This window comes from Nostoc sp. S13, from assembly GCF_029379315.1.
Lineage (GTDB): Bacteria > Cyanobacteriota > Cyanobacteriia > Cyanobacteriales > Nostocaceae > Nostoc.
The window spans coordinates 1-24,682 of the sequence record NZ_JAQYWQ010000105.1 but is presented as its reverse complement, the minus strand read 5'-3'; the positions used below and the strand labels follow the sequence as shown (position 1 = coordinate 24,682).

Annotated in this window: 21 protein-coding genes and 1 pseudogene; 12 read left to right on the top strand and 10 right to left on the bottom strand. The window is 41.8% G+C overall.

All coding sequences use genetic code 11. From position 1 onward, the window contains the following. The 6 genes and pseudogenes from PUQ00_RS25395 to PUQ00_RS25375 form a co-directional block, all read left to right on the top strand. Nucleotides 1-109 (top strand): annotated as a pseudogene (locus tag PUQ00_RS25395) (bifunctional nuclease family protein); the annotation flags it as partial. Nucleotides 110-207: 98 nt separating this feature from the next. After that, a complete protein-coding gene (locus PUQ00_RS25390) occupies nucleotides 208-1,338 on the top strand; it encodes an aldo/keto reductase (protein ID WP_300421960.1) in 1,131 nt (376 codons plus the stop codon). 206 nt (nucleotides 1,339-1,544) lie between these two features. Further along, nucleotides 1,545-3,353 carry an ABC transporter ATP-binding protein gene (locus PUQ00_RS25385; protein WP_300421959.1) on the top strand — a complete coding sequence of 603 codons (1,809 nt, stop codon included), beginning with the start codon at nucleotides 1,545-1,547 and terminating at the stop codon, nucleotides 3,351-3,353. Nucleotides 3,354-3,704: 351 nt separating this feature from the next. Continuing rightward, nucleotides 3,705-3,797, top strand: coding sequence for a hypothetical protein (locus PUQ00_RS32930; RefSeq protein ID WP_366145973.1), 93 nt, complete (start codon nucleotides 3,705-3,707; stop codon nucleotides 3,795-3,797). Between the two features lie 304 nt (nucleotides 3,798-4,101). Beyond that, nucleotides 4,102-5,979, top strand: coding sequence for an excinuclease ABC subunit UvrC (uvrC, locus tag PUQ00_RS25380; RefSeq protein WP_300421958.1), 1,878 nt, complete (start codon nucleotides 4,102-4,104; stop codon nucleotides 5,977-5,979). Between the two features lie 446 nt (nucleotides 5,980-6,425). Then, nucleotides 6,426-6,605: a replication restart DNA helicase PriA gene (locus tag PUQ00_RS25375; RefSeq protein ID WP_292836020.1), complete on the top strand. Its 180-nt coding sequence runs from the start codon at nucleotides 6,426-6,428 to the stop codon at nucleotides 6,603-6,605. A 258-nt stretch (nucleotides 6,606-6,863) separates the two neighbouring features. Here the strand turns inward: PUQ00_RS25375 and PUQ00_RS25370 are convergent, their stop codons facing one another. From PUQ00_RS25370 to fetB, 4 genes are all read right to left on the bottom strand, one after another. Next, nucleotides 6,864-7,352, bottom strand: coding sequence for a hypothetical protein (locus PUQ00_RS25370; RefSeq protein ID WP_300421956.1), 489 nt, complete (start codon nucleotides 7,350-7,352; stop codon nucleotides 6,864-6,866). A 470-nt stretch (nucleotides 7,353-7,822) separates the two neighbouring features. After that, nucleotides 7,823-8,710, bottom strand: a complete 888-nt coding sequence (locus PUQ00_RS25365; protein ID WP_300421955.1) for a class I SAM-dependent methyltransferase — start codon at nucleotides 8,708-8,710, stop codon at nucleotides 7,823-7,825. A gap of 126 nt (nucleotides 8,711-8,836) precedes the next feature. After that, nucleotides 8,837-9,931 carry a 23S rRNA (adenine(2503)-C(2))-methyltransferase RlmN gene (rlmN, locus tag PUQ00_RS25360; RefSeq protein ID WP_300421953.1) on the bottom strand — a complete coding sequence of 365 codons (1,095 nt, stop codon included), beginning with the start codon at nucleotides 9,929-9,931 and terminating at the stop codon, nucleotides 8,837-8,839. 170 nt (nucleotides 9,932-10,101) lie between these two features. Then, nucleotides 10,102-10,878 (bottom strand): iron export ABC transporter permease subunit FetB, encoded by a 777-nt coding sequence (gene fetB, locus PUQ00_RS25355; RefSeq protein ID WP_300421951.1) that lies wholly within the window; start codon nucleotides 10,876-10,878, stop codon nucleotides 10,102-10,104. A gap of 316 nt (nucleotides 10,879-11,194) precedes the next feature. Here fetB and PUQ00_RS25350 point away from each other — a divergent pair, with 316 nt between their 5' ends. Then, nucleotides 11,195-12,343, top strand: coding sequence for a DegT/DnrJ/EryC1/StrS family aminotransferase (locus PUQ00_RS25350; protein WP_300421950.1), 1,149 nt, complete (start codon nucleotides 11,195-11,197; stop codon nucleotides 12,341-12,343). Between the two features lie 81 nt (nucleotides 12,344-12,424). On the opposite strand, the gene PUQ00_RS25345 is transcribed toward PUQ00_RS25350, so the two are convergent. Next, nucleotides 12,425-13,168 carry a DUF561 domain-containing protein gene (locus PUQ00_RS25345; RefSeq protein WP_300421949.1) on the bottom strand — a complete coding sequence of 248 codons (744 nt, stop codon included), beginning with the start codon at nucleotides 13,166-13,168 and terminating at the stop codon, nucleotides 12,425-12,427. Nucleotides 13,169-13,431: 263 nt separating this feature from the next. Here PUQ00_RS25345 and PUQ00_RS25340 point away from each other — a divergent pair, with 263 nt between their 5' ends. Then, nucleotides 13,432-14,235, top strand: coding sequence for a class I SAM-dependent methyltransferase (locus PUQ00_RS25340; protein WP_300421948.1), 804 nt, complete (start codon nucleotides 13,432-13,434; stop codon nucleotides 14,233-14,235). A 177-nt stretch (nucleotides 14,236-14,412) separates the two neighbouring features. Here the strand turns inward: PUQ00_RS25340 and PUQ00_RS25335 are convergent, their stop codons facing one another. Continuing rightward, nucleotides 14,413-14,955: a Uma2 family endonuclease gene (locus PUQ00_RS25335; protein WP_300421947.1), complete on the bottom strand. Its 543-nt coding sequence runs from the start codon at nucleotides 14,953-14,955 to the stop codon at nucleotides 14,413-14,415. Nucleotides 14,956-15,040: 85 nt separating this feature from the next. Between PUQ00_RS25335 and PUQ00_RS25330 the strand changes: the two genes are divergently transcribed. Continuing rightward, nucleotides 15,041-15,637: a Uma2 family endonuclease gene (locus tag PUQ00_RS25330; RefSeq protein ID WP_300421946.1), complete on the top strand. Its 597-nt coding sequence runs from the start codon at nucleotides 15,041-15,043 to the stop codon at nucleotides 15,635-15,637. Nucleotides 15,638-15,719: 82 nt separating this feature from the next. On the opposite strand, the gene PUQ00_RS25325 is transcribed toward PUQ00_RS25330, so the two are convergent. Then, a complete protein-coding gene (locus tag PUQ00_RS25325; protein ID WP_300421944.1) occupies nucleotides 15,720-18,080 on the bottom strand; it encodes a tetratricopeptide repeat protein in 2,361 nt (786 codons plus the stop codon). Between the two features lie 375 nt (nucleotides 18,081-18,455). Here PUQ00_RS25325 and PUQ00_RS25320 point away from each other — a divergent pair, with 375 nt between their 5' ends. Together PUQ00_RS25320 and PUQ00_RS25315 are read left to right on the top strand one after the other, a co-directional pair. After that, entirely contained in the window at nucleotides 18,456-18,728 is a 273-nt protein-coding gene (locus tag PUQ00_RS25320) for a hypothetical protein (RefSeq protein WP_300421942.1), read from the top strand. Nucleotides 18,729-18,844: 116 nt separating this feature from the next. Beyond that, nucleotides 18,845-19,072 carry a hypothetical protein gene (locus PUQ00_RS25315; protein WP_300421941.1) on the top strand — a complete coding sequence of 76 codons (228 nt, stop codon included), beginning with the start codon at nucleotides 18,845-18,847 and terminating at the stop codon, nucleotides 19,070-19,072. Between the two features lie 169 nt (nucleotides 19,073-19,241). Here PUQ00_RS25315 and PUQ00_RS25310 read toward each other — a convergent pair whose 3' ends face one another. Further along, nucleotides 19,242-20,180 (bottom strand): hypothetical protein, encoded by a 939-nt coding sequence (locus tag PUQ00_RS25310; RefSeq protein ID WP_300421940.1) that lies wholly within the window; start codon nucleotides 20,178-20,180, stop codon nucleotides 19,242-19,244. A 767-nt stretch (nucleotides 20,181-20,947) separates the two neighbouring features. Continuing rightward, on the bottom strand, nucleotides 20,948-21,334 hold the full coding sequence (locus tag PUQ00_RS25305) for a hypothetical protein (RefSeq protein WP_300421939.1): 387 nt from the start codon (nucleotides 21,332-21,334) through the stop codon (nucleotides 20,948-20,950). A gap of 474 nt (nucleotides 21,335-21,808) precedes the next feature. Between PUQ00_RS25305 and PUQ00_RS25300 the strand changes: the two genes are divergently transcribed. Next, nucleotides 21,809-23,713 carry a chloride channel protein gene (locus PUQ00_RS25300; RefSeq protein ID WP_300421938.1) on the top strand — a complete coding sequence of 635 codons (1,905 nt, stop codon included), beginning with the start codon at nucleotides 21,809-21,811 and terminating at the stop codon, nucleotides 23,711-23,713. A 291-nt stretch (nucleotides 23,714-24,004) separates the two neighbouring features. Here PUQ00_RS25300 and PUQ00_RS25295 read toward each other — a convergent pair whose 3' ends face one another. Further along, the gene (locus PUQ00_RS25295; RefSeq protein ID WP_300421937.1) at nucleotides 24,005-24,418 is read right to left on the bottom strand and encodes an AbrB family transcriptional regulator; all 414 of its coding nucleotides are present in this window, start codon (nucleotides 24,416-24,418) and stop codon (nucleotides 24,005-24,007) included. Nucleotides 24,419-24,682 lie beyond the last annotated feature (264 nt).

Below are 24,682 nucleotides of genomic sequence, written 5' to 3'. Positions count from 1 at the left end.
CCCTGTTGATCGCGATGCAGATGAAGCCGAACAGCAAGCCTTCCGTGAATTTATTTCCAATCTCCGTCCGGAAGATTTGATTAAGCGCTTTGGTAATGGGGACAGCTAGGCAATTTTAGATTTTGAATTTTGGATTTTAGATTAAAAGGAAAATCTAAAATCTAAAATCTAAAATCTAAAATTGAATGACTCCTAACTTTGTTAAAGATGCAATACCGACGCTTTGGGAAAACTAATCTGCACCTCTCGGTTTTTTCTCTGGGAACAATGCGCTACTTGGCTTCTTTTGAAAATGCTCACCAAACGATCGAACAAGCCTTAGCGCTAGGAATAAATCATCTAGAAACCGCCAGAGGTTATGGCAAAAGTGAGGAGTATCTTGGTAAGGCGCTAAAAGCTGGGTTCTCAGTACCCCGAACGAGGCTTCACGTTACTACCAAAATCTCAGCCACAGCAGATGCTGACACCATGCGTCGGTGCATCAACGAGTCGCTAGAACGATTACAGCTAGATTATTTAGATTGCTTAGGTATTCATGGGTTGAACACTTGGCAACATTTGGAGTGGGTGCAAGCCAAAAATGGCTGTATGAAAGCTGTAGAAGAAGCTGTTGCTGATGGACGAGTGCGACACGTTGGTTTTTCCAGCCATGGGCCATTAGAGGTAATTCAGGCTGCAATTAATACAGATTTTTTTGAATTTGTCAATCTGCATTATTACTATTTTTTCCAACGGCACGCAGCAGCGATTCAACTAGCTGCCCAAAAGGACATGGGTATTTTTATTATTTCCCCTGCTGATAAGGGAGGACGCCTCTACACGCCACCTCAAACCCTAAAAGACCTGTGTCAGCCGTATTCACCCTTAGAATTGAGTTATCGATTTTTACTTGCTGACAACCGTATTACTACTTTAAGTATAGGGCCAGCAAACCCAGATGAATTAATGGAACCTTTGCGAGTCGCTGACCATGATGGAGAGCTAAAATCAGCAGAAATTTCTGCTTTCCAGCAATTAGAAAATTACCAAAAGGTTGCTTTGGGAACTGACAAATGTAGTCAGTGTTATGCTTGTTTGCCCTGTCCAGAAAATATCAATATTCCAGAGGTATTGCGGTTACATAATCTCGCAGTGGCATACGATATGACTGACTATGGCCAATATCGTTACGGAATGTTTGAAAATGCCGGTCACTGGTTCCCTGGAATGAAAGGCAACCGATGTACAAAATGTGGTGACTGTTTGCCTCGGTGTCCAGAAAAGTTAGATATTCCAGCTTTATTGGAAGATACTCACCAAAAATTAAGTGGGAAAGCAGTTAGGAGATTATGGGGATAAAAATGTAAACAGGAGTCAGAATTCAGAATTCTGAATATCCGTTGACTTAAGCATGGGAGTCACCACCCAGTCGCATACTCGTCATTCTGACTTCTGGCTCCTGAGTTGTTTATTGGTAAAATTTATAAAGATTAAAAGATTCAGGAAAATCCGCCCAAGCTGGGGTATCTCGCTCAAAGAAAGATGAAAATTAAAAAAAAAGAAATATCCTCCGCCAATCACTGACGGTTTTCCGGTACAGTGGACGGGCTGTAAGCTTAGTATGGACTACTAGCCGATCGCTGACTATTCTTCTGGCTAGTTTAACTTTAGTGGGTGGTCTTTTACCGGCGACGATATCTTACATTGGTAAGTTAATTGTTGATGCAGTGGTATTTGCCTCTCAAGTTAATTCAAACAGCAATGGTTTTGTAAATATTTATCCATCTCTGTTGTATGTAGGATTAGAAGCGATCGCTGTAATTTTACTAGCTGGCAGTCAGCGTGGACTGATCATCTGTCAGTCGTTATTGCGGGCGCTAATGGGTCAGCGAGTGAATGTACTCATTTTAGAAAAGGCGCTGACACTGGATCTTAGGCAGTTTGAAGACTCAGAATTTTATGACAAATTGACCAATGCACGACGAGAAGCATCAGTTCGTCCCCTTTCCTTAGTAAACCGCACCTTTGGGTTAGTGCAAAATGCTCTTTCCCTTGTCACCTACGGGATTTTGCTAGTAAATTTCTCAGTTTGGGCGGTGGTAATCCTGGTTTTGGCAGCTATGCCTGTATTTATTGCGGAAACAAAGTTTGCTGGAGAAGGCTTTCGCTTGTTTAGTTGGCGTGCGCCAGAAACTCGTCAACAAAACTACTTAGAGAATCTGCTAGCAAGAGAAGATTTTGTCACAGAAGTCAAACTCTACCAGCTGGGAGAGATGCTGCTAGAACGTTACCGCAACCTGTTTGAGCAACTCTATGGGGAAGACCGCGATTTGACTCTGCGGCGAGGACTGTGGGGGTATCTCCTGAGTTTAGTTAGTACTAGTGCTTTTTACGTAGCATACGCTTGGATTGTGTTGGAAACTGTGCTAGGTAAAATTTCCTTGGGAGATATGACACTGTATCTCACTGTGTTTCGCCAAGGACAGTCTACTTTTTCCAATGCTCTCACCTCTATTGGAGGAATGTATGAAGACAACCTATATCTATCAAATCTCTACGATTTCCTGGAAGAAGAAGTACCAAAGTCTTGGGGTAAGGCAACCATTGGTTTAGATTCCCAAGATGGTATCCGTTTTGAGAACGTATCATTTACTTATCCAGGAAGTTCCAAACCATCCTTGAGAAACATTTCGCTACATTTGAAACCCAGAGAGAAACTGGCAATTGTGGGTGAAAACGGTTCTGGTAAGACTACCTTAATCAAACTACTTACCCGACTCTATACCCCAGACTCTGGGCGAATTTTCTTAGATGGCTTGGATTTGCAGGAATGGGATGTGGATGTGCTGCGGCGTCGCATTGGTGTGATTTTTCAGAACTTTGTTCGCTATCAATTCACTGTGGGTGAGAATATTGGCGTCGGCGATGTCGAACATCTGGAAAACAAAACCCGTTGGCAAACTGCTGCCCAAAAAGGCACGGCCAAATCTTTTATTGACCAATTACCCCAAAGCTTCCAGACTCAGCTTGGTCGTTGGTTTAAGGAAGGACAGGAACTTTCTGGGGGACAGTGGCAGAAAATTGCCCTCTCTCGTGCTTTTATGCGATCGCAAGCAGATATCTTGGTATTGGATGAACCAACATCAGCAATAGATGCCCAAGCTGAGTTTGAGATTTTCAATCATTTTCGCGCTATTACTCAAAATCAGATGGTATTTTTGATTTCCCACCGCTTCTCGACGGTACGGATGGCTGACAAAATCATAGTTATAGAAAACGGGGAAGTTATAGAACAGGGAACTCACGAAGAATTGTTACAGCTAGGAGGACGTTATGCCAAGTTGTTTTTGTTACAAGCAGCCGGTTATCAGTAGGAAAGGAGGCTGGCAGGCTTTATTACAGTTTTAGCTACTTAGATTTGCGTAAAATCGTAATGTTTTTAAACGCAGAGAAATGCAAAGGAAAGGCAAAGTAACGCAGAGTTTTGGTTAATTTATTTCGCTGCGAATTAATGAAATATTGTACTTAGTGAATTCAGATAGCGATGCCTGCGGCAGGCATCACTTGTTTTTGCTAAAGTGAGAGGTGTTAAGACTGCTTATACTAATACCAGTCATTAACTATTTGTTGTCTCCGGCTAGCAAAATTATGTTGAAAACGATAAAAATAGAGAATTTCCGTGGTTTCCAGTCCTTCGAGCTTCAGCAACTTGGTAGAGTCAACCTATGCATCAAGCTATAGAGTATGAAATTCTGAATCCTCAACATCCAAAGGCGCAGACATTTTTAATATGGTTTAAAACTTTATACGATTTATAATCTTGAGATGTATTTGATATTAAAAAATAGCGATCGCCCTACTTGTGCAGAGTATTTTAAAAAGATTTAAGCCACTTTTAACGGTTTCTGAGGAAAAGTAATGGTTAAAATTTTTTAAAGCTTTGCAAAAAATGAATAGGTTGTAAAATTTTTTGGTAGGCATCTGGGTCAGAAACCGACTTTCAGACTTTTTTCTATACGAACTAAAAGCCTACCTACCCTATCTTTCTCGATAAATAGTCCGTTAAATCGGCACAAAAAAATAATTTTTCTTAAAATAGAGAAAGATTAGCTAATTTTGATTGTGACAATATCTACTGAAATATTACCACTGGTTAAAGAACCAGAACGATTAGAAAACCGTCTAGCTGAAATTCCACCGGAACCGGGAGTTTATTTCATGCGGGATGCGAGCGATCGCATTATATATATAGGTAAATCACGTAAGTTGCGATCGCGTGTCCGCTCCTATTTCCGCGATGGCTACAACAAGAGTGAACGCATCGCCACAATGGTCAAGTTGGTGACTGAAATTGAATTCATTGTCACTGATACTGAAGCCGAAGCTTTAGCGCTAGAAGCCAATTTGATCAAGCAGCACCAGCCATACTTTAACGTGCTGCTCAAAGATGATAAAAAATATCCCTATCTCTGTATCACTTGGTCAGAAGATTATCCGCGAATTTTTATTACCCGTAAACGCCAATTCGGCAAAGAAAAGGATAAATTTTACGGGCCTTATACTGATGCTGGTTTATTACGAGAAATTGTCCGCATCTGCAAGCGTATCTTCCCACAGCGACAACGACCTCAACCACTTTTCAAAGACCGTCCTTGCTTAAATTATGATTTAGGGCGGTGTCCGGGTGTCTGTCAACAGATGACTTCACCAGAAGAATATCGCAAAATTGTGCAAAAGATCGCGATGGTCTTCCAAGGTCGAACTCAGGAACTGATTGATATTTTGAACCAACAGATGAACGCAGCCGCTCAGGACTTGAATTTTGAGTCAGCAGCACGAACTCGCGATCAAATTTCTGGGTTAAAGTCGCTGACAGCCGACCAAAAAGTTTCCTTACCAGATGATACAGTTTCGCGGGATGCGATCGCCCTGGCAGCCAATGAACAGCACGCCTGCATTCAACTATTCCAGATTCGGGCTGGGCAATTGGTAGGACGTTTGGCGTTTGTGGCGGATGCTCACGCGGAACCGGGAGCTATTTTACAACGCGCTTTAGAGGAACATTACCAAACAGCTGACTCAGTGGAAATACCCATAGAGATTTTGGTGCAGCATGAGTTACCAGATGGGGAAATATTGGCGGATGTCTTAACTCAACGTAAAGGTAAAAAAGTTACAATCTTAACTCCTTTGCGGCAAACTAAGGCAGAATTAATTGAGATGGTAGAGCGAAATGCTCAGTATGAATTGCAAAGAATGCAGAAATTTGGCGATCGCAATCACCAAGCAATGCAAGATTTAGCCACCATTCTCGATTTACCAGATGTACCCCACCGCATCGAAGGTTATGACATTTCCCATATTCAAGGGTCAAATGCTGTAGCTTCGCAAGTTGTGTTTATCGACGGATTACCCGCTAAACAACACTATCGCCACTACAAAATCAAAAATCCCACAGTGACAGCAGGACACTCAGATGATTTTGCCAGTCTTGCTGAAGTTATCCAGCGACGGTTTCGCAAATATGGGGAAGATCAGCAATTAGCACGTTTGGGTAATCCCGACTGGCCTGATTTAATTATGATTGATGGTGGTAAAGGTCAATTATCATCGGTTGTCGCCATTTTGCAAGAAATGAATTTATTAGAAGACTTGCGAGTTGTGAGTTTAGCAAAGCAGCGAGAAGAGATTTTTTTACCGGGAGAATCTAAACCCTTGATAACTGATGCAGAACAACCGGGGGTACAGGTATTGCGGCGGCTGCGGGATGAAGCGCATCGGTTTGCAGTCAGTTTCCATCGTCAGCAACGCAGTGATAAATTGAAGCGATCGCGTTTAGATGAGATTCCTGGTTTAGGACACCATCGACAAAAGCAGCTACTAGGACATTTTCGCTCAGTCGATTATATTCGGCAAGCAACAACCACACAACTAGCTGAAGTAGCAGGAATTGGGCCGCGTTTGGCTCAAGAAATTTACGATTATTTTCATCCTGCTTAAAGTGAGAACTCCCACTCTCACCTTAAAAAATAGGTGAAAACAATAAATCTTACCAGCAAATATTAACTAAATCTTAAGATGGAGATTTTGTTACTAAAGATACAGTAATTTCCGGGTTTTAATTTTTGAATACAAGAATAGCTTTTTTTATAGCTGTCTTAAATGACTATAAATAAGGCTTTCTCAAGGAATTAATTATAGGGATCAGTAAATCTCTAAGGAGCATTTAATTAAAAAACAATTTATGTATCTAAAGTAGGAGGGTAAAATCACCTAAGTTTTAGGATAATAGATAGAGATATCGAAAAGTTTTACAACTTGAAATTTTGTTTAAAATAATCAACTAAATATTACGGCAGTTTGTTAAGTTGGGTCGAACCAGAACTTTTCCTGGTTTAACTTGTAGCTTTACTAAGTAAAAAATAATTAGAACCAGGGGTTTTAAAATGCAGACAGTACAAAAGATTTACTGCCCAAATTGTGGTAGTCACGCGGAGCGTTATTATATTTCTGATAGTCAATTAACTCGGACACAATGCCCAAGTTGTGACTACTTGATGATTAGTTGCACTCGCACTGGCAAAGTCATTGAAGCTTATGCTCCTGGCATTTACGCACACCGCTAGATAATAAATAAAATAGAATAAAGATACCAGTCGCCAGAATTCAGAATTGAATTCTGTGTGACTAGCGAATGAATAAACGGATTTAAGTCCCTCACAAAACAAGAAAATTTGGTGGTCTACATATTAGTGGTGGTAACAGAGCTTTGTTGTTGGCGCAGCCTCTCGTAGACAAGTGCGAGTCTGAATCCCCTAATAATTGATTCTGAATTCTGTATTCTTCTTCAACAATAAAGTTATTTATCAAAAATTTTGAACACTTCACAGGTTCTCGTTCTGTTGTCTCTGTTTTTGTAATCTGAATTCTTGCTGTTGCCTCTGTTGTTCTAATCTCAATTGTTGTTGTTGTCTAAGTTCTTGATCTTGTCTGAGTTGTTGCTGTTGTATTCTCAGTTGTTGCTGTCGTGTAAATTCTTGCTGTTGTAGTCTAGTTTCTTGCTGTTGTAGTCTTAGTTGTTGCTGGCGTATGAGTTCTTCGCGTTGGCGTGAAAATTCTTGCTGTTGTATTCTCAGTTGTTGTTGTTGTTGTTGTGGTTGTTTAAAGTGTAGCCGTAGCCATGTTTCTTTAAGTTGCTCTTGTGCTTGCTGAGTTTGTTCCTCTTGTTGTTGTCTAATTCTTTCTTGAACGGACTCAGGTTGCTGAGGATTGGTCTGAATTACTTGTCCATACGCAGGAGAATTTATCGGCAAAGTTTTTGCAATAACAATCACTAGTAGCCATAGTTTAAGCATCAATGATCGATTCAACATACAGTTATTTTGTCAATCGTTATAATTTTATAGCCCTAAATACTTCATCTGCTTCTATCACTGGAGATATAGCAGTCCTAAATCATTTGTGAAAATTTCTGTTGATTCCTCTCTCCGCGCCTGGAGTGGTAGCCTGCGGCAAGCCCTCCGGGTGACGCTCGTTGCGCTAAAGCGTCTCCCCTTCTCTACGAGACGCTACGCGAAGGGAGAAGACTCGCTCTCCGTGCCGCTAACAGCAGTCGCTCATGGGGAAACCCCCAAGATCGGGCTGCTTCACCGCTTTGCGTCTACGTTAAAACAGTAATTTTCACAACTCAGATAGGATTGGTACACGAACAAGAATTCTTCTTCCTTGCACCGATTTGGCGTTAACATAGCTAGGCGTCCAGCACTCCTACCACAATTGCGTCACTGAGGGCTAGTCCTAAGGGCTTTTGTTGCGAAGCCCCCAACAACTATGTTTGTTTGTGTCAAACACTGCGTCTGGCAATACACATCAGCGATAATGCTGCTTCTGGTGAATTAGGATTGATACCAGACCATAATTGAGCCAAGCGATACTTATTGTCAGATTCACCGTAATTGCCTTGCAATACCTCTGCACCAACTGTATGGTTATGAGGATAAACCTCGACACTAAAACCAAGTGGCTCCAGAATTTTGTAATAAAGCTCTGGCGTGACTCCATCCCCAGGTCGGTGATGCACCTCAGTTGCTAATCCCCAAGTTTGCTCTGCTGCTGAGGTATGACCTCCTCGTTTGATTAGCCGATATAGCCTTAAGCGTAAGTTCCATAACCACAAAGCTAATCCTTGGAAGTTCCAGGCAGTCAACTGAGGGTCGTGGTCTGTGATTAGAATGCCGCCTGGACGGACTAAACGCGCTGCTTCCTGCAATACGATGTCCATGTAATCACAGTGATGCAGTGTCGCATTAAGTACTACAATATCAGCAAAATTAGAAATGAAAGGAAGTTGGTGGGCATCTGCTTTCACTGGTATATAGCCAAGACGTTGAGCCATAGATAATGCCCCATAGCTAATATCTACACCAATTAACAATTGTGGTTTTCCCCCAAGCGTTGCATACAAATTGCCCGGCCCACAACCAATGTCTACAACAATTTTATGATCCCAAGTTCCCGTAGCAGCTTCCCAGCAGGACTTGAACACTTCATCACGATGACAGTTTTCAAAATAGTTTTTTGCCCATTCTGGATGGCCAAAGTAATAACTATTCGCTTTGATGGCTGGACTGGAAGTAGAAATAGGAAAATTTAGGATATCTTGTTTATCTAAATCGGGTCTAAAATCAGCAGCAATATAAGGTCTGAGAACTGAATATGAAGAAGTTACCATAGCTATCACCTCTATTAGTATCCTGCTTCAGTTCGCTACATGAGCAAACCCTTAAATATTTTAACCGAGCAGTATTGCCAGGTATTTGTGAGAGCAAAGCAATTAAATTTACTGAATGGAAAAGATTTAATTCTTACTTGCTCTGAGTTGTCCACATGCAGCATCCGCTTCTAAACCACGGGAATAACGGACACTAACAGCAGTATTTTGCTGTTTGAGGACGTTGACAAAGGCTTGAATGCGATCGCGGTTGGGACGTTTATAGTCTACTTCTTGGATGGGATTATAAGGAATCAAATTTACATGACTTTGGAATCCTCGCAGGCATTTTGAAAGTTCCAATGCGTGTTCTGGTAAATCGTTAACACCAGCAAGAAGAACATATTCAAAGGTAAGGCGGCGGCCAGTGATTTCCACATATTCCCGACATTCAGCCAGCAAATCTTCAAGAGGATAAGCGCGGGCGCTGGGGATGAGTTTTTCCCGTAGTGCTTGATTGGGTGCGTGGAGACTAACCGCCAGAGTGATTTGCAAATGGTTTTGCGCGAACTCACGGATGCGCGAGCGAATCCCAACTGTAGAAACTGTAAGCGATCGCTGTCCTATACCGACATCTTGATTTAGGCATTTCAGGGCTGCTAGGACATTCTCAGTATTCAATAACGGTTCCCCCAATCCCATAAATACGACATTGCTAACCCGTTGCTGAAAATCTTCTTGTACAGTTAACACCTGATCGACAATTTCATGCCGTGCTAAGTTGCGTTTGTAGCCGCCTTTACCAGTAGCGCAGAAATCACAGGCCATTGGGCAACCCACTTGAGTAGAGACGCAAACCGTTAAACGGGATTTTGGGCCTTCTCCCCCTTCTCCGAAAGTAGGGATACCAACAGTTTCAATAATTTGCCCGTCTGTTAATCGTAAAAGATATTTGACTGTGCCATCGGGTGCCACAGAGCGGTAATGTAAAATTGAGCGCCCAATTGGAATTTCTGCTACTTCTGCACGCCAATGCTTAGGGAAGACAGAAATATCAGATAGCGATCGCACCCCCTTGTCATAGATCCATTCATGCAGTTGTTTTCCTCTGTAAGCAGGTTGTCCCTGCTGCTGCACCCAAGTGCTTAACTCCGCAAGGGTGGCACCTAGAAGGGGAGGGATTAATTCTGATTTTTCTGGGTTGTGTAAGTCAACCTGAGATACAAGAGGCGTAGCAGACATAAAAAATCACGAATTGATGCTGGATCTCTATCCTACACCGCCAGATTAACAAATCAGAATAAAGGTATCAGTCGCCAGAATTCAGAATTGAAAACTGCCATTGTATTACGACGTTATCTTGATCTACCAGGGCAAGATGATGAAATACTCTTGAATCTAGATTAACCCCCTCACGTCACCAACTGCGCGGCGGAATTGAAAAATTGACGGCATAATCCCTTAGTAACTAAAACTGTTGTCAGCAAGTTAGCGAAAGCCACCATGAACATAATCAAAATTTCGTAGGATACAGCATCCAGGGGTTTGACACCAGCTAATAACTGTCCGGTGGTAATTCCTGGTATTGCCACCATACCTATGAGTATCATTTGATTGAGAGTGGGAATCAATCCGGCTCTGATGGCGTCTTTGCGGTACTGACTAACTGCTTGCTCTGGAGTTGCACCTAAGCTTAAATGGGTTTCGATTTCGAGATGGCTGGAATTAATCGTGCTGACAAGACGATCGCCTGCGAGCGCAGCTGCATTGGTAGCATTACCTAAAACTATCCCTGCCAGGGGAATTACATACTGTGGTTCGTACCATCTTTCTGGTTGAATGATCAAGAAGTTGGTGTAAAGCACTGTCAGGGCGGTACTAATTAAAATTGCACCCCACACCAAAGGCAACACATGAGGAATTTTTTGGCTGATGCGATTTCGTGCGACAATCGCCGTAATTGTCAGCATTATTGCTAATAGCGCCAAAACTGCCCCAGCATTGTCCAAAGCCAAGATGAAATCTAAAATGTATCCCAATACAAGTAGTTGTAAGATGGTTCTCCCAGTAGCAAGGGCTAAGTTCAACTCCAATCCTAATTTTTCCCAGGCAGATAAACCAATGGCGATCGCCATCAATCCTCCAGCAATAGCTAAATCCACGAAATCCAGTTTGATCAGATCCTGCATAGGTTTTCTATCTCCTGGTATTTTTTTATCAAAGCAGTTCCCACTCTTGGAACTTTGATCCGATGTGTTGGATCTTGGTTGATATATATCACTTTCATCAATTCAAAATTCAAAATGGTACGACCTTAACATGGCAAACACCTAGTATGTCTACTCTCTGGAAATTAAATGTGCGGTAGTTTCCCACGCCACAATTTAAGTAAAAACCCTAATAGATGCGTATCTTGGGCGATAGTCTTTTAGTAGCTCCTATTTGATTAAGCAAAAATTGACTGTCGAAGTGCATCCTTTGTATCTCCCGATAAAATGAGAACTCATGATCCAAAGTGTAAATCCCATCCCTGCCTTTGATATCAAACAGCAATACACCACCATCGAAGCAGAAGTAAGTGCAGCCGTCTTAGAGGTTCTGGCTTCTGGCCGCTATATCGGCGGCCCCCTAGTCGAAGGCTTTGAGCAACAGTTTGCTGCTTATAATACTGTTAATAAATGTGTGGCTTGTAATTCTGGTACTGATGCGCTCTACTTAGCGTTACGAGTCTTGGAAATTGGTGCAGGCGATGAAGTGATTACAACGCCTTTTACCTTTATTGCGACATCTGAAGTGATTAGCGCCGTGGGTGCAAAGCCTGTTTTCGTTGATATTGACGCGACTACGTTTAATTTGGATGTGGAGCAAGTAGCGGCGGCGATTACACCCAAAACTAAAGCGATTATCCCGGTTCACCTATTTGGACAACCCGTGGATATGACATTATTGCTAGCGATCGCTCAGTCTCACAATTTGTCAATAATTGAAGATTGCGCTCAGTCTACAGGAGCAATTTGGGCTGATCAAAAAGTCGGAAGTATTGGACATATTGGTTGCTTTAGTTTCTACCCTACCAAAAATCTTGGTGGTTGCGGCGATGGCGGAGCAATAACGACTAATGATCCAGCGATCGCTACTAAAGCACGAATACTACGGGATCATGGTAGTAGAATTAGATATTTACATGAAGAAATCGGTGTAAATAGCCGCTTGGATGCTCTCCAAGCGGCTATTTTGCAGATTAAGCTGCGTTATTTAGATATTTGGAATGATCGCCGACGAGATATCGCCAATTATTATTACCACTTTCTTAGTCAAGTTCCGGGGATCGTCCCGCCCCAAGAATTACCTGGGGGTATTGGGGTATGGAATCAATACACTATTCGCATATCAGGCGAAGGGCGAAATGGTTCTAGCGCCAAATATCGAGATTCGGTGCGTAGTCAATTGCAAGAGCAGGGCGTCAGTTCAATGATTTACTACCCCCATCCTTTACATTTACAGCCAGTTTATCAAAGTCTGGGCTATCAAATTGGGGACTTACCAATAGCAGAGCAAGCTTCCCATGAAGTCATATCCTTGCCTATGTTCCCAGAACTGACACAACAGCAGCAAGATCAGGTGATTTATGCCTTGAAAGATTGTTTGGGGTAAGGGGAGTAGGGAGTAGGGAATAGGGAATAGGGAATTTTAATATTCACGACTCCCCACTCCCCACTCCCCACTCCCTAACTCTTAACTCCTAACTCTATTTGCAGTCGCTAAGGCTTCCACTAAGCCACGCACGGCGGCAATCATTGCAACTTCGCTATTGAGTTGGTTGATAGCGGAACCAACGCCAACACCAGCAGCACCAGCAGCGATCGCTAACGGTGCGGTAACGTTAGAAATGCCTGAAGCACACAATACTGGCACTGACACCACACGGGAAATCTCAAAAGCTGCTGCCAAGGTGGGGGCAGCTTTTTCAATTAATCCTAGAGTTCCAGGGTGAACTGGGTTACTACTAGTACCGCCTTCTGTTTGGATAATGTCCGCTCCAGCTTTCACCAGTTCTTCTGCTAACTGTACTTGTTGATCTAGTTCCAGGATGTGGGGAACGGTGACAGATAGGGTGATTTCCGGGAGGAGGGCACGAGTTTGCTTAGTCAGCGCTAGCACTTCTGGAGCCTCAAACCGGCGTCCTTGAGCATAGAAGGAATCGAAATTCCCGATTTCAATTAAATCAGCACCAGCTGCCACAGCTTGCACAAATTTCTCTGGTTCTACGGCTGAAACACAAATCGGTAATTTTGTCAAACTTTTAGCTAACTGGACTAAGGCTGAATCGGCGGCAATATCGACAAAAGTGGCACCGCCAAATTCAGCAGCTTTAACAATAGCAGCGACGCTAGCGGGGTCAAAGTTATTCAAGCCGCTAATCACTTTCAGAACGCGGCGGTTAGTAAATGCACGTTGGAGTGTGGAATACATTGTCATGGTTGCGTTTTTGAAGCTACGAAAATTAGGTATATTCTACTGTCCCTCAGTTGATGAAGGACTAAATCACTATGGTAGTTGCCAAATCTTGATAGTTTTATTCTTTTTTGGGATTTGCGATCGCTATCTTGTAAAATCTTGCTTTTGGAGTTTACTCTCCCAATTCAACTAAGTATTAAATGCAGCACTGCACTACCATATACCATAAAGTTTAGCAGATACCTATGTGAAAATAATTAAGTTATTCTTTTCGGGAGGAAGATATGACTGAAGAAATAATGGCAAAGTTTGACGAGAAAGAAATACTTGAACTCTGGGATAATAGAGCTGGAGACTGGGATATTCAAGTTGGTGAGGATGGCGACAGTAATCGAATTCTCAACTCAGATCCAGTACTATGGAGTTTTGCTGGTAATGTTGCGGGATTGTCTGTCCTCGATGCTGGTTGTGGCACAGGATATCTGGCACGCCAGCTTTGCCTTAAAGGAGCCAGTGTAACTGCTGTAGATTTTTCACCTCAAATGCTCGAAATTGCCCAATTCAGAGCTAGCCAAAATAATTTAGATATAGATTTTCATTTGGATTCATGCACTGAACTCAAGTCGCTTTTAGATGAGCAATTTGATCTGATCATCTCCAATTACGTTCTCATGGATTTGCTTGATCTCGAAGGAGCAATCAGGGCATTCAATCGTGTTCTCAAGCCTAATGGTATTGCAATCCTAGTGTTCTCACATCCTTGCTTTCCCCAAGGCAACTCGACGACTGTAAATGAGGATGGGACGGTTTGTTATGGTTGGCCTTCTTCTTATTTTGAAAGGACGCAACACAACGACCAACCTTGGAAACATTTTACAACACCATTTATCTGGTTTCACCGTCCTCTTTCCGATTACTGGAAAGCTTTCAAGGCAGCAGGTTTTTCTGTGGACGAATTTGAAGAGCCAAGAATTACCCTAGAGCGATATCATCTTGCCGAAAACGACCAGAAGCTATTCAATTCCAAAACACGTCCTTATTCGGTAGTTTTTAAACTCCAGAAAGTTAAAATAATTCGTAATTCGTAATGACGCTCTCTACGTTCGCGCAGCGTGTCGCAGACAGACTAAGGCGTACCTTGCTTGAACGCAGAAGTACGCTGACACGAGAAAGCGTGACGAAGACAGTAATTAAGTTTTGTCACGGGGATTTAGACCCCTATTTTTAAATATGGGGTTCCCTTTCCCCTCTTTTTGATCACTATCTTAATCAAACTCTGGAGACCACAAATCTGCAATTGGGACTTCCCATCCTGGGAGCAGTTCGGGAACTGTTAAAACATCGCCATCACGGAGTATTATTGCCTCTTGTCCAAAGTTGTAAACTTCAACAATCCGCTCATCTGGATTGAGCAAAATTCCTACCTTAGTTCCCAAACTTAGAAATTCTTTAATCTTAGCTCTTAGATCCTCTAAATTATCGCTAGGGGACTTCACCTCTACAGTCAAATCGGGAGCCAATTGAGCAAAAGACTTGGGACTGCGACGCAAGCGTTCGGCTAAAACAAATGAAGCATCCGGTGCCCGCAAATCTAAATTTGGCAATCTGAAACCAGCGCTAGAAGCTGCTGTTCGTCCCAGTTTGCGCGGTCTAACCCAGTTATCTAACTCGGCAATAATTGCAGCAGCGACCTCACCTGATTCGTATCCTGATGGACTCATGACAATAATATTACCCTTGACTAATTCCATGCAATAGTCGGGATACTGTTGCTGCATTTTTTCCAAGTCTTCAAACGTCAGGGACATAAAACCTCTCTAGGAGCGATCGCTTTATTCCGCCTAGAATTACTATATCGTAATACTTATAGACCTCTCCAGGAGCGATCGCCCCATGAATTTCCCAGTCATCGCCAAACCTGTCACTCCAAAGACTTCTTATGTTCTGCTGTATAACGTCAGTTGGGAGCAACTAGAAAAGCTGGATGTAGACTTACAAGGTACAAGTGCCAGACTAACTTATTTAGATGGAATTTTAGAAATTATGTCTCCACTTTCAGATGACCATGAAGATGCTAAAAGTACTACAAGTCTTTTGTTGGAGGCATATCTGAGAGCAAAGAAAATTCGCTTCTACGTTAGAGGAAGTGCTACACTCGGCAAACGCCAAGATGGTACGCGACGAGAACCAGATGAGTCTTATAACTTTGGGACTAAAAAACCGATTCCAGATTTAATTATTGAAATTATTGTCACCAGTGGCGGCATTAATAAGTTGCAGATATACAAACGTCTAAAAGTTCCAGAACTCTGGTTTTGGGAAGATGGACTACTTTCAGTATATTGTTTGCGAGATGAAGAATATGAAAAAGTGTCCCAAAGTTCTTTTTTCTCAGACTTAGATATAGAGTTGCTGGCGCAGTATTCGCGCATGGCAGATCAATATGATGCAGTCAATGAGTTTAGCCAGGTGATTCGAGAACATGGCTAACAATTCAAAATTCAAAATTTTCGCGCAGCATCTCGTATATAAAATAGTTTCAGAAGGGGATTTAAACTAGTATTGCTTATTTTTAAAAATACTCCATTGCTGTTTGTACTTTATCAACTTGCCTGCGTGCTTGCATTTCGTTAAAAATTGCGATCGCTTGCACAAAACCTTCCGTACTCTTGTCAATATTACCCATTTTTTGATAAGTCAATGCCAACTGATAATAAGCCTCAGCTAAATTAGATTTAGCACCGATTTTATCAAGGATTTCTATTGCTTCTGTATGATGAAAAATTGCTCTAGTAAATTCTCCCTGTTCTCGAAAAAGTTCAGCCAGACAACTTATAGCTTTAGCTTTTATCTGGGTAAAGTTGTTTTCTTCAGCATGAAATATAGCTCGTTGGCACAACTCAAAGGATTTTTTCAGATTCCCTAAATTTTTATAAGTTAAGCAGAGATTTACTAAACTATGCCCTATTCCCCATAAAGTCACTCTAGTTGATAATGACATGCTAGAAAAGGCATTTTCAGCAAGATGAAAAGCATCTTTTCTGGTAACAGAGCATGATTTTATCAAAGCTAGACAGCATTGAGCATATACCATGTAATCATCAAGGTTGCTATTTTGTTCAGCAAGGCTACAAACAGAATTGAAACAATCTTCGGCTGCTTCTATTTCCCATAATTCAAGTTTGCAAAGCCCTGCATTGAACAAAATAGATATTTTGGAGATTTTTGTTGGCTTTTCATCTAACTCGTCTAATATTTTTTCTGATTGATCATAGCATTCTATAGCTTCTCTAATACACCCGATAATACGATATGTATACCCAAGTATATTGTAAAGTTTAATTAGTCTTTCTGGCGATTTTATCTCGTCTATTAACCGTTTAATTACAGAGAAATTTTTCTGGAGCAGTCCCACTTGGTAAAACGAGCAACCCAAAGGCAACCCTATACTCCACTGTTTACCTCGCCCTTGTAAAATTACATCACCAGCTTGCTCAAAATCACTAATTTCTACATAGTGATAATAAGCTTCTAAAGCCGTCAATGCATCATTGATATTTTTGACTATTTCAACCTGTTGCGTCCAAAATGCTGCGGCTTTTCGGTTTACTAATTCCCATTCTTCACTAACTAACCTTAACCGAATAATCGCTTCATCACGAATTACAGGATGCAGCCAGTATTGTCCTTTTTTCGCTTCTATTAAAGATAAATCTTGTAGAGCTTTAATTACACCTCTACGTTTTTGTTCTGGTACATCCCAAAGCAAACATAAAACTCCCTCGATCGGTAATGAAGTAATATCTTGATAACGATAGCATCCTAACCGACAGAGGAGGCGATAGGCTTCTAAGTCATTTTTTTGGAGACGGCTAAATTGACTGGTAACTAAATCTTTTAACTCTCTTTCTATTAATAAATCTGTACGATTTTCCTGCCAATAGGCATATATGTCACCAGAAAAGTCTGTCAATATTGCTCCTCGGAGAATTTGCATTGCTTTGGCGTTACCTCCATAAGATTTGCACATTTCAGTGAGAATAGTAGAATCACAATTGATGTGGCGACGGCTAAAAAACTGTTGCCACGCTTCATCATCTAAACCTTCAAGTGGATAGAGATTAACCTCTACACTAGACTCTCGCAAACGCTCACGACTTGTTACTAAAGTAACTGAATGCACATCGATATCTGCTAATACTCTCAATAGCTCAACATAAGGGCGACGATATTCTTGGAACTTGCCATTTTTATCGAGAGCAGTTTCTAGATTATCGATAAACACCCCAATTTTAGAAGTTTGCTCTCGCAGTTTCCGCCGTAGTCGCTCCAAGTTGATGCCAAAATCGCGTCCTGGTTCTTCGTTAAAGTCTCGCCGCAGCCATTCTTCAACCACACTCTCTACAGGAGTGATGTTTTGGATTTCTGTGGCCATCCATAGTTCCAGTACAAAATTAAACTTTTGAGTTTTAAAATACTTGCGTGCTAAGGTTGTTTTACCAACACCGCCTTCACCCTGGATGAGAATAACTTTTGCTCCCCCACTGACAAGGGTGTGGAGTTCGGCTATTTGGCGATCGCGCCCGACAAAGTTAGAATCTAAATCTTGGGGTTTAGCGTCATTGCCCGCTAAATTGGGAATATGGCTGATTTTTTGCGCCTGTTGGGTGGTTCTAAATCCCTGAAGCACTCCTTGGAAGGTTGATTTTGAGACTTTCTCTCCCAGCACTCTTGATAGTAAATGCCAAAGGTCTGCACCAACTGCTTTTAAGTGCGCTTCTGTATAACCACGGCTGTTGGCAATATCCTGGTAAGTCCGCTTTTCATCCTCCCACAAATGACGCAAGATAATCCTTTGAGTTTTATCTAAGTGTTCTCCCGTCTTGAGAAAAACCAAGTTATCTACAAACTCTAAGGCTTCTTCTGCACCCATTTGTTAACTTGATGTATTATTTGTATTCATTATAACCATATTTTTACTATTTCTTCCTACCAGTCATACTACAAAATACTTTTTCCTACTCGGTAGGAAACTTACTTTATCCAACTGCAAAGGATTTTGGTTTGTATTACTCTTGTAAGTAATACAGGCAAAGTTAAGTTAAGCGCCAAGAAAAGGTGGTTGAGGAGAAATGTTACCAGCGCTACTACTGCAAGCTTAGTAAATCACAGATATTACTTGTTACTGTCCGATATTAATGATTGATGAAAGTGGTGTTTACTAAACAGGCAGTGGGTATTAACTAACTAGATTCTGTAGAGCGTATTTACAACTAAGTATGTAAATCTTTACCCTACAGGAGGTTCAATGATGTTAGACAAAGATTGTCATCATGATTGCAATCAAAATCAGTGCCCCTTTGCCCAAGATACACGTAATCCCAATAGATATGTCTGTCTCAAATGTGGTGTTGAACGAGAAATAAATAAGTATTCCTCTGGTTTTGGCTCGTTTTTGTTGCTGTTGTTGGGATTGTTTATTTCATTCCAACTATTAGCTAATTATGAAAAGCAAAACGATGCACAAAGGCCACAACAGTCTGGGAATAATTCAACCAATCAGGCAATCATTCACCTGTAAAACTAATACTGTTCAGACTGGGTATGATTTTCTATAGCCTGATTTTTTCAAGGGTTAATGGGAAATCAAAAAGAATATTCACTACTAAAAGTTTCGGTACTTTCGTGAGTAAAATTATGGATACAAATCGGGATACACTTCTATTTCGCTTTGCTTCTAAATCATTGAAATATTTCTTGTTGGTGCTATTTGGCATTGCGATCGCCTACGTTCTATCCAGGGGTTTAGGTATCTTACAAATCATACCTATACTGCTATATCTTTTACAACAGTTTTTGCTTCCACTAGGAATTATCCTGTTGTGTTTAATTACAACAGCAGTAATTATTGAATCCCTACGTTAAGAATCGAGGGAGTGGCGAGTTATTCAATTTTGGATTTTGGATTTTGGACTTTCCTGCGGAACGCTACGCGAACGGCTACGCTCAGTCGAACGATTTTAGATTTTTTCTTCAATCCAAAATCCTCCTAACTCCTGTACAGACGCGATTAATCGCGTCTCTCCTAACTCATTCACTTGCCGTAGTAAACCCTGGCATTAGCGTATCCTATATTTCGCAGATATTTATTCCATTCCTCAGCTTGGAATCGATCAGAGAAAGGCCCGACTGCTACGTGTGGGCCTCGTGGTTGCGTCCTTTCGAGGACTGCGCCAGATCGTCCTAAATCTTGGCTAAATCGGGCTAGATTCTGCCTAACTTGGGCTGCGATCGCAGGTAACTGTTCTGAAGTGGTCGGAATAGCGACATAATATCTAGAGACTGGCCTACTAGCACTTAGATTATTGCGATCACCTCTAAAGCTTCTATTATCTACACCTATTTCCTGTCCATTCGCGAAGCTGATAATCCGGGCGCTATATATACCTCGTGACTGTAGCTCACTCACCCGTTGTTGGGCGTTAGATACTCTGTTAAAAACTCCTGACTGAATTACACTCCGTCCTTGATACTGGCGAATGTAAGCACTGGGTTCAATCCGACGTATTTGTTGTAGCGTCTGCAAATCACTACCATCAACATAAACTAAGTAGCGCTCAAAGTTCTGGTTATATTGACTAAACTGTGTAGGTTGGGAGGGCTGAAAATTCTGCTCTAGTTGATTGTTTTGTAATGGTTGGGAGGGCTGAAAATTCTGCTCTAATTGATTGTTTTGTAGTGGTTGTGAGGGTTGAAAATTCTGCTCTAATTGATTGTCCTGTACTGGTTGTAACTGCGGTGATGCCTGTTGTCTAAACGGAATTATTGGCGGTGGCGGTAAAATTTCACCTGCTTGTTGAGCCAGTAGCACCTTGCTGTTGTAGATTTGTGCTTGTGCTGGGGTAGAGTCGGGAATCAGCACTAACCATCCTCCCACTAACAAGGGCAGAAGTCTGTAGACGCTTCTGTAGCTGAAAGCTGGGGAGGTCGAAAGCCGATCCTTAGAACTTCGGCGCAGCATCTGAAATGGCATAAATTGACTTGGTATTCCTCTCAACATAGTAGTTAGAAAGTAATCAAAATATTTTTAGGCAATTTCCATCAGGAACTAATTAGTTCACCGTTGTAGCAACTATATAGCGTTAACGTCTAATTAGCTCATCTGCGTGGCAAAAAACACATCTTTGGCAGTCCTACAAGTTCAATCCGTGTGATTCTTGGTTTATCGAGCCGACTTGTCTATATTCTTTCGGGTTATACTGAAATTTATCAAACAGAATAAAGGTGCCAGTCGCCAGAATTCAGAATGAATTTTGTGCGACTGGTGGATAAATAAACGGCATTTTTGCACCCCCACCAAATTTTCTTGTTTTGTGGTCTTCAATCAGTGGCGGGTCTGAATCTCCAACTGATTGCATTCTGACTCCTGAATTCTGACGAATGTATTCTTCTTCAACCTCTTTTTAAATTTAATTTGCTGGTGTCTCAATTAAATCATCCTAATTTGTGATCGTCCCAATGATTTTTTCTCACAACTGAGAAATCCGGGTTTAAGCGGACATAATGTAAAACCGTGTCCTATTTGGGGCAATAAGCTAATCGGCATTCAAGTTGCATAATCAAGGCGGGCAAAACTTCGGCGTGAGCGCTCAGTCGAACGCTGCCCACCCCACAATATATTGAGAAAATTCTCATCTGCAAATTAGATGGATTTTAGCTTAAGACACGGTTTTACAGGAGTATTTACTTATAAAATTACAAAAATCAAAGTAAAATTTGATTTATATCAAAGTAATCCATTTACTGAGGTTTGTTTCCTGGTTCATTAACTTTCTCTGTTGTGGGAAAGATTTGGCGATCGTAGTTTGTCCTTTCCTGAGTCAGGGCGATCGCACTAAAGAAAATAGCACTTCCTACAGCCAGAGCGATCATCGGACGCTTAAGCAAGACAAAATCTCTGATAATCCTCGCTAAAGGTCGGCTTTGACGACGTAGCGCCGAAGAAATCATCAATTGTCTCCAAGTAAACGGATCGCGGACATAATGACCACTTTGGCAAACTACTAGCCGTTCCTGACAATAGGGACAGCAAAATAAGCCCATGCGCGTTTTAACTGGTTTGGGCGTAGCATTTCTTTGGCAAATTGGGCAAGTAACATAATGATTATCAAAGGTGTGTATATTCATTTACCTCATCCGCCTAGTCCATTTAGTCGCTCTATAACAATAGCTATATTGAATTGGGATCAATACTTAGCAGATTTTCAAATATGGTCTGACATCAGCCATAAATCATACATATATTGTATTACTACCAAGGATGAGTCAATGGTCGCAACACGAGTATAGCTAGATTTAGGCAAGGATGCAGGGCTAGTTAATGTTTGCGGGTGCGTCCACCCAGCCCACAAAAACTCTGTTGTCTCTAGAAAGAATAGTGTTGGTGCCCACTCGCACCCCACTAGCGCTCGTTGATCCTTAAATAATAATTGTCTCCCATTTAACCATTCTCTCCACAAAAATTTTGCACAATGACATTTTTTACTAAAGCTTTATAAATCAAGCAAATAAAGTCTACTTGTCTGGTTGCTAAATAATGGCTCACAATGAGAAGTAACAGATGAAAATTTAAATTTTTTCTTACATTTACCCCGCCTCTCAATGACTCTCTTGCCTCCCACTCAACTGAGGAAGGTAACGGAACAACCTGCCTTTCCTACACCTTCTACTCCTTTAGCTCACCTAATTAATCGTTTTCAACCATCTCCGGAAACCGTTGTGCTGTTTTTAGCCATGCTCATTGGCGGTGGTACTGGTATGGGTGTAGTCACCTTTCACTATTTAATCCAGCTGATTCACCAGCTGATGCTGGAAAATTTAATGGGTCAAATCGGCGTCTGGGGTGCTTGGACTTTAGCCTGCGTTCCCACCCTTGGCGGATTAATCGTTGGCTTCATGCGCTGGCGCACTCAAGACTTTGGCCCGGGACTTTCATCTTTAATCGCCGCCTCTCAGGGAACAGAGATTAAACGCCCATTACGACCAGTTAGGAAGATGCTGGCCGCATCTGTTTCTTTGGGAAGCGGTGCTTCTTTGGGGCCAGAGGGGCCAAGTGTAGAAATTGGCGCAAATTTTGGGATGTTGTTGTCTGTGATCCTGAATGTATCTCAAGAACGACAACGTTTGCTGTTGGGCGCTGGCGCGGCGGCTGGACTTGCGGCTGGATTTAATGCTCCTATCGCTGGAGTGTTTTTTGCCCTAGAGGTGGTGATGGGAGCTACATCTTTCGCTACTTCTGCTGTGAGTGTAGTGTTGCTAGCGGCGGTGGTAGCAGCATTAATTGCCCAAATTGGTTTGGGGGCACAACCTGCTTTTGATTTACCTGTTTACCAAGTCCGCAGTCCTTTGGAATTACCCCTTTACCTTGGCTTGGGTTTAGGGGCCAGCCTAGTTTCTCTGGCTTATACTCAATCAATTTGTTTAGCAAAAGCCTGCTTTGCTGGTAAAGTTCCAGGTTTTGCCTTTTTGGGACGAATTCCTGAACCGATTCATCCAATTATTGGCGGTGTGATTATTGGCGCAGTTGCTTTGCACTTCCCGCAAATTCTGGGCGTCGGTTATGAAACTGTAGAAGCAATGCTTCAGGATGTGGAGTTTCCCCTCTACCTGTTGGTGGTGCTGTTGGTGGTGAAGTTACTGATTACTGCAATTAGTACAGGTAGTGGTTTTATCGGTGGTTTGTTTGCACCAGCAATGTTTTTAGGTGCTTCTTTTGGATCAGCCTACGCCAAAATTTTGGCTGTGGTATTCCCGGCTATTTGCGATCAGATGGCGGCTCCCCCAGCTTACGCAATGGTAGGCATGGCAGCAGTGCTGGCTGCTAGTGTCAGAGCGCCGTTAACGGCTATTTTAATGCTGTTTGAATTAACCCGCGACTATCGGATTGTTTTACCGTTGATGGCAGCTGTGGGTTTGAGTGTTTGGCTAGTAGAAAGGATTAAACCAACTTTTAACTCTAACTCTAATTTACAACAAATTGGTCTTTCGGAATTGAAAGATGAAAAAGCGGAAATTTTGCAGCAAATTTTGGTAGAAGATGCTATGTACCCCTGTCCAAAAAAGCTACCTGCAACCCTTGGGGTGTTAGATGCAGCTGTGGAAATGACACGCGATCGCGTCCGCAGTGCTTTAGTAATTGATGAAGCAGAGCAATTAGTTGGTATACTTTCTCTGGAAGATATTAACCATGCTCTTGCTCTTTGGCAAACTTACCCAAATTCGCTAACTGAAATTTCAGATAATTTATCCAGGCAAACCCTGATAGATATTTGTACTACTGAAATCCTCTACGCATGGCAGGATGAACTATTATCTGAGGCTTTAGACCGCATGACTCTTCGAGGTTTGCATCAATTACCAGTGGTAGCACGAGACAAACCCGATCGCATTTTGGGTTTACTAGAAAGAGAGCAAATTGCTTTCACCTGCAATTTAGCTGTTACGCGCAAAGCACTTCGCCACTATTTACCAGTCTTACCCACTACAGATATAGTCATTAGTCATTAGTCATTGGTCATTAGTCATTAGTCACTTGTACTGACTTGTACTCAGCGACGCATTGCCCTGAGCTTTGCCGTACTCCTACGGGGAAGCAAGCTACGCGTAGCGTCTCGTAGAGAAGGGTCGAAGTAGCGTTGCCGTTGGCGCAGCCTCTTGTAGAGAAGTATTGGTCATTAGTCATTGGTTTTCACAAAGGACAAATGACAATTGACTAATGACCATTTATATCCATTGGTTTTCACAAAGGACAAATGACAAATGACAAAGGACAAATAACAATTGACTAATGACAATTTATTAAGCTGTGGCTTCTATGGCTTCATCATCTTCCCGATCTTCTGGATCTACCTGTCTTAGACGAATATGCTTTTTGCCTAAAGTGATCAGAAACTCATCTCCTGGTTTAAGATTCATCTGTTTTGTATAAGCTGAACCTATAAGTAAGTTACCATTCGATTGCACACTAATTCTATAACTAGCACTACGACCACCACGCCCATTAGCACTGGGTGTACTGTCCAACTGAATGCCTTCGGCATCAATTAGGGCATTTAAGAACTTCATCATATTGACGCGCTCTATACCGTTTTTGGTAATGGTATAGTAGCCGCACTTTTTGGCTTTGTCTTCCTTGCTCTCACTCTCTAGCTCTTTGACTTTTTTGAGCAGTTCTTCACCGAGTAGGGGTTCAATTTTTTTCTGTTTAGGCATCAACTTAGGTCGAAAAGGAATGTTTGAAGTGTTTGAATCGATTTTATTTTAGCTGACGTTGAGCTAATAGGAACATAATCCTTTAGTTTTTATCTCAACCTGGCCAAGTATATTACACTCATCGGCACAATTGTTATGTGATTAACAATATTTTCAAGACAATCTATTTTAGATAATGCTGGCAATGCTGATAACTATATATATATAGGAATCCTATTTGAGTTTTGAACAAGCTCCGTACATCTGAAGAGTGGCAAAGTCAAA

Coding starts and splice junctions, on each gene's coding strand:
- PUQ00_RS25390 (WP_300421960.1), top strand. CDS start 208: ATGCAATACCGACGCTTTGGGAAAACTAATCTGCACCTCTCGGTTTTT.
- PUQ00_RS32930 (WP_366145973.1), top strand. CDS start 3,705: ATGCATCAAGCTATAGAGTATGAAATTCTGAATCCTCAACATCCAAAG.
- PUQ00_RS25375 (WP_292836020.1), top strand. CDS start 6,426: ATGCAGACAGTACAAAAGATTTACTGCCCAAATTGTGGTAGTCACGCG.
- PUQ00_RS25370 (WP_300421956.1), bottom strand. CDS start 7,352: ATGTTGAATCGATCATTGATGCTTAAACTATGGCTACTAGTGATTGTT.
- PUQ00_RS25365 (WP_300421955.1), bottom strand. CDS start 8,710: ATGGTAACTTCTTCATATTCAGTTCTCAGACCTTATATTGCTGCTGAT.
- rlmN (WP_300421953.1), bottom strand. CDS start 9,931: ATGTCTGCTACGCCTCTTGTATCTCAGGTTGACTTACACAACCCAGAA.
- fetB (WP_300421951.1), bottom strand. CDS start 10,878: ATGCAGGATCTGATCAAACTGGATTTCGTGGATTTAGCTATTGCTGGA.
- PUQ00_RS25350 (WP_300421950.1), top strand. CDS start 11,195: ATGATCCAAAGTGTAAATCCCATCCCTGCCTTTGATATCAAACAGCAA.
- PUQ00_RS25345 (WP_300421949.1), bottom strand. CDS start 13,168: ATGACAATGTATTCCACACTCCAACGTGCATTTACTAACCGCCGCGTT.
- PUQ00_RS25340 (WP_300421948.1), top strand. CDS start 13,432: ATGACTGAAGAAATAATGGCAAAGTTTGACGAGAAAGAAATACTTGAA.
- PUQ00_RS25335 (WP_300421947.1), bottom strand. CDS start 14,955: ATGTCCCTGACGTTTGAAGACTTGGAAAAAATGCAGCAACAGTATCCC.
- PUQ00_RS25330 (WP_300421946.1), top strand. CDS start 15,041: ATGAATTTCCCAGTCATCGCCAAACCTGTCACTCCAAAGACTTCTTAT.
- PUQ00_RS25325 (WP_300421944.1), bottom strand. CDS start 18,080: ATGGGTGCAGAAGAAGCCTTAGAGTTTGTAGATAACTTGGTTTTTCTC.
- PUQ00_RS25320 (WP_300421942.1), top strand. CDS start 18,456: ATGATGTTAGACAAAGATTGTCATCATGATTGCAATCAAAATCAGTGC.
- PUQ00_RS25315 (WP_300421941.1), top strand. CDS start 18,845: ATGGATACAAATCGGGATACACTTCTATTTCGCTTTGCTTCTAAATCA.
- PUQ00_RS25310 (WP_300421940.1), bottom strand. CDS start 20,180: ATGCCATTTCAGATGCTGCGCCGAAGTTCTAAGGATCGGCTTTCGACC.
- PUQ00_RS25305 (WP_300421939.1), bottom strand. CDS start 21,334: ATGAATATACACACCTTTGATAATCATTATGTTACTTGCCCAATTTGC.
- PUQ00_RS25300 (WP_300421938.1), top strand. CDS start 21,809: ATGACTCTCTTGCCTCCCACTCAACTGAGGAAGGTAACGGAACAACCT.
- PUQ00_RS25295 (WP_300421937.1), bottom strand. CDS start 24,418: ATGCCTAAACAGAAAAAAATTGAACCCCTACTCGGTGAAGAACTGCTC.